General features: G+C 53.6%; 7 protein-coding genes. 3 read left to right on the top strand and 4 right to left on the bottom strand.

Annotated features, from left to right (window positions below; genetic code table 11):
- Positions 1 to 2,796: 7TM diverse intracellular signaling domain-containing protein (locus ACTH3S_RS02940; RefSeq protein ID WP_441807525.1), on the bottom strand; the 2,796-nt coding region annotated here is incomplete at its 3' end.
- A gap of 128 nt (positions 2,797 to 2,924) precedes the next feature.
- Between ACTH3S_RS02940 and ACTH3S_RS02935 the strand changes: the two genes are divergently transcribed.
- The gene (locus ACTH3S_RS02935; RefSeq protein WP_441807524.1) at positions 2,925 to 4,004 is read left to right on the top strand and encodes a hypothetical protein; all 1,080 of its coding nucleotides are present in this window, start codon (positions 2,925 to 2,927) and stop codon (positions 4,002 to 4,004) included.
- Here the strand turns inward: ACTH3S_RS02935 and ACTH3S_RS02930 are convergent.
- On the bottom strand, positions 3,998 to 4,255 hold the full coding sequence (locus ACTH3S_RS02930) for a hypothetical protein (RefSeq protein ID WP_441807523.1): 258 nt from the start codon (positions 4,253 to 4,255) through the stop codon (positions 3,998 to 4,000). The genes ACTH3S_RS02935 and ACTH3S_RS02930 overlap by 7 nt on opposite strands.
- Before the next feature lie 196 nt (positions 4,256 to 4,451).
- Between ACTH3S_RS02930 and ACTH3S_RS02925 the strand changes: the two genes are divergently transcribed.
- Positions 4,452 to 4,796, top strand: coding sequence for a hypothetical protein (locus tag ACTH3S_RS02925; RefSeq protein WP_441807522.1), 345 nt, complete (start codon positions 4,452 to 4,454; stop codon positions 4,794 to 4,796).
- A gap of 9 nt (positions 4,797 to 4,805) precedes the next feature.
- Here the strand turns inward: ACTH3S_RS02925 and ACTH3S_RS02920 are convergent, their stop codons facing one another.
- Positions 4,806 to 6,092, bottom strand: coding sequence for a serine hydrolase domain-containing protein (locus ACTH3S_RS02920; protein WP_441807521.1), 1,287 nt, complete (start codon positions 6,090 to 6,092; stop codon positions 4,806 to 4,808).
- Positions 6,093 to 6,289: 197 nt separating this feature from the next.
- Between ACTH3S_RS02920 and ybaK the strand changes: the two genes are divergently transcribed.
- On the top strand, positions 6,290 to 6,760 hold the full coding sequence (gene ybaK / locus ACTH3S_RS02915) for a Cys-tRNA(Pro) deacylase (protein ID WP_441807520.1): 471 nt from the start codon (positions 6,290 to 6,292) through the stop codon (positions 6,758 to 6,760).
- Positions 6,761 to 6,841: 81 nt separating this feature from the next.
- Here the strand turns inward: ybaK and ACTH3S_RS02910 are convergent, their stop codons facing one another.
- On the bottom strand, positions 6,842 to 9,085 hold the full coding sequence (locus ACTH3S_RS02910; RefSeq protein ID WP_441807519.1) for an NADP-dependent isocitrate dehydrogenase: 2,244 nt from the start codon (positions 9,083 to 9,085) through the stop codon (positions 6,842 to 6,844).
- Positions 9,086 to 9,382 lie beyond the last annotated feature (297 nt).

Genomic DNA, 9,382 nt, shown 5'->3' with positions numbered 1-9,382 from the left:
ACGATTCCTATTATAACAAACATGCGCCAGCGAATTAACCGGACGAAACACTAGTCGGTAATCTGCGATATCTTCAGACATAACATTGGCCGTAAGCGCTATCACGGGTGTATTCACCCCCGCTTCGCGCAGCGCAGCCGTAGCATCACGACCGTTCATAACCGGCATCTGAATATCCATCAAAATCAGATCAAAAGGCTCTCGAACCGCCACTTCCAGCGCTTCCGCACCGTTGCCTACATGCACCAGCTCGGCGCCGGTTCGGCTTACCAGCAGCGACACCAAGCGACGGTTTACATCGTTGTCTTCTGCAAAGAGTATGCGCCCAGATAGTCGCGGCGCCACAATCATCGGTATGGTTCGCCGACGTTGGCTGAGCTCCGAGGCATCCCGCAGGAAGTGCACCTGCTCTATGTTTCCGGTGCGAATCGATAGCTCAAACTCACTGCCCTCACCGTATGTGCTGCTTACACTAATGCTGCCACCGAGCATTTCCGCCAGCCGCCGCGAGATGCTCAAGCCTAAGCCGGTGCCACCATACTGCCGAGAAATAGCGGCGCTACCTTGAGCAAAGGGATCAAACAATCGGCCAATTTGTTCCGGCTTCATGCCAATTCCGGTGTCGACAACCCGAGCAACCAGCCTTTGTTGTTCGCGATCACAGCGAACTGACAGGGAGATAGAGCCTTTTTCGGTGAACTTGAGTGCATTTCCACACAGATTGATAATAATTTGGCGTAAGCGCGTCGGGTCTGTCTGAATGTGTTCGGGCAGCGGAAATTCACACAGTATATTGAAATCCAGTCCCTTTTCCCGGGCTCGGGGAGCAAAAAACGCACGAATCTCATCCAGCAACTCCGGCAGGTTCACCGAGGCCACATCGACATCCAGCTTGTTGGCATCGATTTTGGAGTGATCGAGAATATCATTCACCAGCTCCAACAAGTGCCGGCCGCTCCGGACAACCGTTTCGGCACTGCTACGTTTTTCCTGATCATCCAAATCCGGATCCATCAGCGTTTCACCATAACCAATAATGGCCGCCAACGGGGTTCGGATCTCGTGACTCATGTTGGCAAGGAACTGGCTTTTCGCCTCTGCGGAGTTGCGTGCCAACTCCTTTTCCAGCCGTTCCTGCTCACGCTCACGCTCAATGCGCTGGCGCCGGTGGCTCTCGGTGGAATCAACACAGGTGCCTTCCAGGTGCGTGGGCTCACCGTTATTATCGTAAGCCGTGTGCAGCGAAATTATGGCCCAACGCTCTTCCCCTTCTTGGGTTAGGTAGCGGGCCTCTACCCCTTTCACCGTGCCCCGCGATTCCAACTGCTCGATCACCAATGCCCGCAGCCGATCCTCTGCAATGCAGACCTCGAGCACATCGGGATTGCTTGCCAGCAACTCCTGGCTGCTGTCGAAACCCATCAACCGTGCCATGGCCGGGTTGGCCGTTACAAACTGGCGCCCAACGGACATCTGGAAAACGCCCTCAATGGCATTATCAAACAACGATTGGTAACGCTGCAGGTTGGATAACGCCCGCCGGCTCCAGTTCAGTGCTTGGCCCTGAACCTGTTTGATCCGGTCGGCCAAGGCAAAGGAGAACAGAACGATCTGCGCAGAGAGCCCGATTTGAGGTGCGTAACTGGTAAATGTGTTGAGCGGCAGGTAGCCCATAACCGTTAAGGCGTAGATACCAAAACCGATAAGCGCCAACGTCCAGGCGAAAAAATACGAGCGTGCCGCAGGATTGTAATAGCGCCAGGACAGATAGCTCACCACAATCAGAATCAGACAAAGCAGCACCGATCCGATAACAATCCATTCCATGGCAATGTGGTAGGGAAGGAATAGAGACAACACAAACGTGAGAATCACCGAGTAAATACACAGCTTAATGATCCGATCCAGATCCATTGAGCGGGCGCGAGTTTCAAGCAGAGCCCTCGCCATCAACAGCCCCCAAAACCAGGTCATAATGATCTGGAAGTGCAGATACTCCTTATTGAACAGGGCCGGGCGGCTATCCAGCAGCTGAATGCCATGAACCTGCTCGGTGGCGATAAACACCGCTGCCGATACGAGATAAAGCACGTAGTAGATATTACTGCGTTCGCGAACGGAAACCGCCACAAACAGACTGTAGGCCAGAATGGCGAGCAGGCTGCCCAGCAACGCGCCACGAACCACCTCGTCCACCGACACCTTCTCAATATAGCTGTCAGGGCTCCAGAGGCTGACAGGCAAGCGGAACGTGTTGGTATTGATGATTCTCAGATACACAGAAGTAACGCTACCCGGCTCCAAATTCAGCCGAAACGTAGGGTTGGGCACGGCCAAGTCACGCTCCGCCCAGTCATCCTGATAGCCCGCCTTGCGCTGGTCGATTAGTTCGCCATCGCGCACCAGGTACAGAACCACTTCGTCTACCAGCGGCAGAGCAAGCTCCAGAATCCACTCCGTGCCCGCTTCCCCGGTATCTGCGTGCAAATCAAACCGGGTCCAGTAGGCCGACTCTGTATAGCCAAAGTTCAGCACACCGCTTTCATGCCGGGTAAACCGCCCGGGTTCCATGGTGAGAATATCTGACAGAAGGTAAAGCTGGCCGGCATCTTCCAAGTACGAGATGCAGCCGCCAAAATCGCGAATGCTTTCGGTGCTATTGTTTAGTACCAGTTGACCATTGCGGCACTGCTCTTGGGCAACCGTCAAACCGGGCACCAGAGCCGTTACCAAACATATCGCGACAAGCAGCCACTGCACTGCCTTGCCTGAAGCCGGTTTGCACCGTTGCTGCAAAATGTGATCTCCGCGAGGGCAGATGCCTGTCTTATGGTTTATTGTCAGCAGTCGGATCGGGGCGGAGAGCCCCGCGGGTATTCACTTTAGCCGTTTACGGCTGGTTTCGCACCTCAGGGCCTTCTGAAATGAGACACTCCTGCTTTTTCGCCGCCATTTCATTCTCGTTCCTAAACCTGAGCGGTTGCGGGATGGAGGATACCGGGCCAACGGCGTTCAATCCCGCAACCAATGTGGATGTGCCTTTCTCGACATTTGATCTCAAAAATACCGAAAAAGCACCAAACAACCTGGCACACACCCGGTTCCAGGACTTTTATCTGGGCATTCAACCCACTGGCAGCGACGACAACGCCAATAATCGTGAAACGGCAAACGAGGTTCGTGATCACATTGACAGATTTATCCAGGCAACCCGTACCGAAGAAGGCAACCGCTATGACAAAGTACGCAACCCACTGGATCTGATCAATCAGGTCATCGCATTCAACGAAGTCACTAACTTCCGGGAAGGCCGGAAGTACATCAGCCAACGCATTGCAGCCGGGCAAGCAGGCACTTACAACTCCCGTGGTAATGGCGCGGTCATCAGGTTTACAGACCAGAGCCTCGTACAGAGCGATGCAGCACTTAACGAGAAACTGTGGATTTTCCCAACTCTGGACTGGAGATACTTGCCCTCAGGACCGGAGGGCAGCAATTTAGAAGATAAAGTTTATCGAACCGTTCAGTACGTAAGCCGGAGTGTTGTTCCAGAAGCGTCTGAGGCCCAGCCGGAACTGGTTAGCGTGCTGGCTGGAAGTCGTTTCAGCGCCAACCGTTTCAGTACATCTGGCTACAACAGCCCAGAGTATGCCACTGCGGATTATTTGAGCCGTAATTTTGGCAGTATCGAATTAAGGCAGCATTTCATTAACGAGAAAATCGACACACTCTTTATCAAAAGTGCGGATAAAACGGTGCTGGACCTGAACCGCTATGACAGCATTACCTTGAGCGATTCAAGCCCTGACTGCCTGCGGGTCGAGGTGGATTACACGGGTTCAACACTGAGAATTTTCTATTCAAACGGTGAACCCGCTACGATTGAAACCCCAACCGCGCAAGAGCCTAACAAAACCAGCCCTAATAATGCCTATTGCGACAACCAAAAAAACGACGATGCGGCTATAGTCTGGGCAGCAGAGGGAGCTTCGGGCCGTCAGTAAAAGCGGTGTTCATCAAGAGCCCAGTTCTGCAAAAAGCCTTTCTTGCGATCAACCATGCGCTCGTATGCTGAAATCATCACGGCTACGTGGGGAGCTTTGGCCAGACGCAGAATCTCAATACGGCGTTCAAGCCGTTCTACTTCTGTGCTGACTTGCTGATGCACGTGGCTTCGTACACTGTCGTGATGGTCGAGCCGAACCTTTCGGAGCATGTAGGGGTATTCTTGGTGCGGGTATGTGGACTTGTCCATTGCGTCTCTCATCCGTTGAGTGGCAGCAGTTCCTTTGACTCTTCGCAGTTTGCACAACTGTCAGACAAAGCGCAACAAAATGAACAGAGTTTCACTTCTACGCCACAATCACACAACACCCCAGCTCTCAGAGAATCCCGGCCCATCCACTGCTATAGTTCCCTTACCGTTTATTTTCCAGCCACCGGGATTGTTTATGAGCCAGACCTCCGTTGCCGACACCCTGCGGGAATACCTTTCCCTGCTTGAATTGCTAGACGACGCCTACTGGGAAGCCGCCAGCATTGCGCACAAGGACATGCTGTACGACATCATCAGTATTTTCAGCCAAGAAGTTTCCGAGATAAATAAACTCAGCATTCAGGATCACCACTACCCTTATGAAGTGATGACTGAAGGCATTCGCCGTGTTGTGCCAAAGCTGGAAAATCTAGACGAGAGCCGCGAAGTAGTCATTCAGCGCACGCAGACGCTGACTGACTTTCGGGATATTTTGTCCTCCGTGCTCGGTATTCTTGAGGATCAACTCAGAACCCTGTGAGCCAACGCCTTACGCGGCAACGATGGGGCGTTCGTTTTCCGGGCGGAGGGGAAACTGCTGGGCCATGGTATACACAAACTTGCCCAATGAAGGGATATGGTGCCCAACGATGGGGAAGCCTGTGTTGAGAAGGCTTACGGAGATATCCCGCGCGGCATCCGCCCAACAGAGCTTATTAATCAGCCCTACATGCCCGAAGGCATAACGGCTTTTTTGCCCCCACAAACCCACTGGGTTGCCGCCCAACATCATGCCAGCGCTGAAGCGCATGGGCATTAGCATGGTGCGGTCGATCTGTAGCGAGCCAAACTGTTGAATAGCGCGGCGAATGGTAATGTCGCTGCAGATTCGTTGGCCATTCCAAACCCCGCCGTTCAGCATCATCTGGAAAAAGCGCCCAATTTCCTCCGCCGTTCCACACAGGTTGCCAGCAGGAATCACCGCTTCCTGAAAACGGGGGTCGTTTGTTACCTCCTCCACCGTTGCAATGTCGCCACCCAGCACGCGATTCACAATCCAGGACACAGGAAAGCGCGGTGTAGGCCCGGTGGCATAGTTGGTGGCCAACTCACTAAGGTTTTCAGGCTGAATCCCGTAGGTGAACCATTTCATGCCCATAGGCTGGCGCAGGTGTTTATCGAGATAATTTTCAATGGTGTCGCCGGTCACCTTTTCGAGCACACGCTGCAGTACATAACCGCCAGTTATCGCGTGATACGCAACTTTAGAGCCATCTACCTCTACCGCGCGGGCTTCACATAGCAGGCGCCAGACTTCATCCTTGTTCCACAGAACATCAATCGGGGTCTCCTTCGGAATGGCCGGTATACCACCCCGATGCGATAGAATCTGGTGCACGGTAATTGTGCGTTTTCCGTTTGTCGCAAACTCGGGACAGTAATAGGACACAGGATCCATCAGGTTAACCAGGCCTTGCTCAACCAGCATGTGCATCAGCAATGCGGTAACCGCCTTGGATGCAGAGAAGTAGCAGATAGGTGTATCTGTGGTCATGGCTATTTTGGGCGTGCCAGCTGGCTCATGGGGGCCATTACCGCTTGCATGGCCAATGGCCCGGTGCAATATTTGCTCGCCTCGGTGCCGCACGGAAATCTGGATGCCCGGGTGCACGCCGGTGCGGTACAGAGCTTCGACGCTTTTCCAAATAGTGTCTACAGTGCGACTATTCACGCCAACCGCTTCCGGGTTTTCGCCGGCAGCATCGCGATGAGTAACGGTAGAAAGATCCTTGGGAACCTTGCAGCTGTGCAAGGCACGTCGAGCTATTGAATTCATCGGGTACGCCTTGGTATTGGTGGCTATTCTTATTCTATTTTCGAGGCGATGGGTATTCGGTTCAATGGCCGAAACCCACCTGCCCGTACGTCAAAGCGTACACTGGAACCGGCTCAGCGCACCAGAATGTATTGCAGGCCGGCGCCGGAGTTATCATAGGCAGCTGATCACATAAACAACGGTTTCAGGAGTAGCTAATGACGCCCGGTATCAATGCGGCGAGTAAAGCCGGCATTTCTCACTCCATCCATGAATACGAACACGACCCTGCCAGTGCCGGTTACGGCAACGAAGCGGCGGACAAACTTGGTGTTGCGCCGGCACGAATATTCAAAACCTTGGTGGTTGCTATTGATGGCAAAGCGCTGGCTGTTGGCGTGGTGCCGGTCACTAGCATGCTCAGCATGAAGCTGATAGCCAAGGCCGCAGGCGGCAAGAAGGCAAGTATGGCAGACCCGCAGGAGGTTCAGCGCCGCACAGGTTATGTGCTGGGGGGCGTTAGCCCTTTGGGCCAGAAGAACCGTCTAAAGACCTTTATCGACGCCTCCGCCGAGAGTTTCAATACCGTCTATATAAGCGCAGGACGCCGGGGACTCGAGATTGAGCTTTCACCCGCAGATCTCGCTAAGCTAACCGGTGGGCAACTGGTGCCACTGCAGCAGGCATAAAAAAACCCGGAGAGCCGTATTGCGGGCTTTCCGGGTTTTTATCTCAGACGGCCAGGCGAAGTGCCCGGCTGCCATCCGGTATTACTTCACCGATGCGCGGGCATCGTCCATAATCCGATTGAGGGTTTCACTCGGCTGCATCACCGCCTTCACCTTGTCGGCAGCTGCATGGTAGTAACCACCGATATCTGCAGGATTACCCTGGATAACACTCATTTCTTCCAGGATCTTGTCCTTGTTCTCTTCCAACTGCCCAGACATTTTAACAAAGAACTCTTTCAGCTCCTTGTCGCTGTCCTGATTGGCCAGCTCTTCTGCCCAGTAGCGTGCCAGGTGGAAGTGGCTGCCACGGTTGTCCAGCTCTCCGGTTACACGAGACGGCGACTGGTTGTTTTCCAGCAGGCGCTCAGTAGCCTTGTCGAGGGTCTGGCCAAGTAGACGTGCACGGTGGTTGTCGTGCTTCTCGCCCAGTTCATCCAGAGACACAGCAATAGCCAGGAACTCACCCAGTGAATCCCAGCGCAGGTGGTTTTCCTGCAGAACTTGCTGCACATGTTTGGGTGCGGAACCGCCAGCGCCGGTCTCATACAGGCCACCGCCATTCAGCAGAGGCACAATAGACAGCATCTTGGCACTGGTGCCCAGCTCCAAAATCGGGAACAGGTCGGTGAGGTAGTCACGCAGTACGTTACCGGTTACAGAGATAGTATCCAGACCGCGTATCAGGCGCTCCATAGTCCAGCGAATAGCGCGAACCGGCGACATGATGCGAATATCCAGGCCATCGGTGTCGTGATCTTTAAGGTAAGTATGAACCTTCTTGATCAACTCGGCGTCGTGAGCGCGCTCGTCGTCCAGCCAGAAGACTGCCGGCATATCGGTGGCGCGAGCACGATTAACGGCCAGCTTGACCCAGTCGCGAATCGGCAGATCTTTGGTCTGGCAAGCACGCCAGATATCGCCCTTCTCCACACCGTGCTCAGTCAGTACCGTGCCGTCTTCGGCAATCACGCGTACAACACCGTCTTCTTTGATTTCGAAGGTCTTGTCGTGGGAGCCGTACTCTTCAGCCTTTTGCGCCATCAAGCCCACGTTCGGTACGGTACCCATGGTGGTGGGGTCAAACGCGCCGTGGGTTTTGCAGAAGTTGATGGCTTCTTGATAGATGGTGGCGTAGGTGGACTCAGGCATAACTGCCTTGGTGTCCTTGAGCTTTCCATCGCGAGCCCACATCTTGCCAGAGTTACGGATCATCGCCGGCATGGAGGCGTCTACAATCACGTCACTTGGTACGTGCAGGTTGGTGATTCCTTTTACAGAATCAACCATAGCGATTTCTGGGCGATGCTCGTAAGTCTTATGTAGAGCTTCCTGAATTTCTTCCTGCTTGGATTCCGGCAGCTGTTTGATTTTTTCGGTAACGGAAGACAGACCGTTGTTCGGGTTTACACCGATTTCGTCGAACAGGTCGCCGTACTTATCGAACAGCTCTTTGTAGTAAATCTTCACCGCGTGACCAAACACGATCGGGTGAGAGATTTTCATCATGGTGGCTTTTACGTGCAGGGAGAACATTACCCCTGTCTTTTCGCAGTCAGCGATCGCCTCTTCGAAGAACTCGCAAAGCGCCTTGCGGCTCATGAACATGCCATCGAGCACTTCGCCTTCGAGCAGCGGCAACTCAGCCCTGAGTACAGTTTGCTCACCCTTCTTGTTTTCGAAAACAATGCGGGTATTGGTCGCCTTGTTGAGGGTCAGTGACTGCTCGTTGGAGTAGAAGTCGCCGCCTCGCATGTGCGCCACGTGAGTGCGTGAAGCCGGGCTCCACTCACCCATAGTGTGGGGATATTTGCGTGCAAACGCTTTAACGGCAGTGGGGGCGCGGCGGTCAGAGTTACCTTCGCGCAGTACTGGATTTACAGCACTACCCAGCACCTTGGCGTAGCGAGCGGTGATGTCCTTTTCTTCATCAGTTTCAGGGTTTTCCTTGTACTCAGGAAGATTGTAACCCTGCTCCGTCAGTTCTTTGATGGCTGCGCGTAACTGCGGGATGGAGGCAGAGATGTTTGGCAGCTTGATGATGTTGGCATCTGGATCTTTAGTGTACTCGCCCAGCTCAGAAAGGGCGTCTGGAACCCGCTGGCTCTCTTCAAGGAACTCTGGAAATGTTGCCAGAATACGGGCCGCAAGGGAGATGTCACTGGTGCCAAATTCAATGCCAGCCGGCTTGGCGTAGGTTTCCAGGATCGGAAGGAGAGACCGTGTAGCCAGGGCAGGCGCCTCGTCGGTCAGCGTGTAGATAATTTTGGCTTTGGATGATGTCATTTTCGTCCTCAGGCTAATAGGTGGGTTCAGGACGGTCATAGCGAGATCGGGCGTCTTGTGAACGTCTGATTTTGCAATGACTGATTTTGGAACTTTTGATAGACCTACTAAGATACCATTTTTTCGCAGGCTCGGCTTACGATCTTAGTATAAGAACGGACTAAAAACCCCGGATCTTCGGTGACTGGGCGAGCAAATGATGGGAATTTACGAAACTTTCTAACATTTACTGATTTTAGCCTGCTGGCTTGGGAGTAGAACTCCGGGGTTAATGCCTCCCAAGCTTTTCCGTGGCCC

Source organism: Marinobacter sp. (genome assembly GCF_052094685.1).
In the GTDB taxonomy this organism is placed as follows: Bacteria; Pseudomonadota; Gammaproteobacteria; order Pseudomonadales; family Oleiphilaceae; genus Marinobacter.
This window is presented reverse-complemented; position numbering and strand designations above follow the sequence as displayed.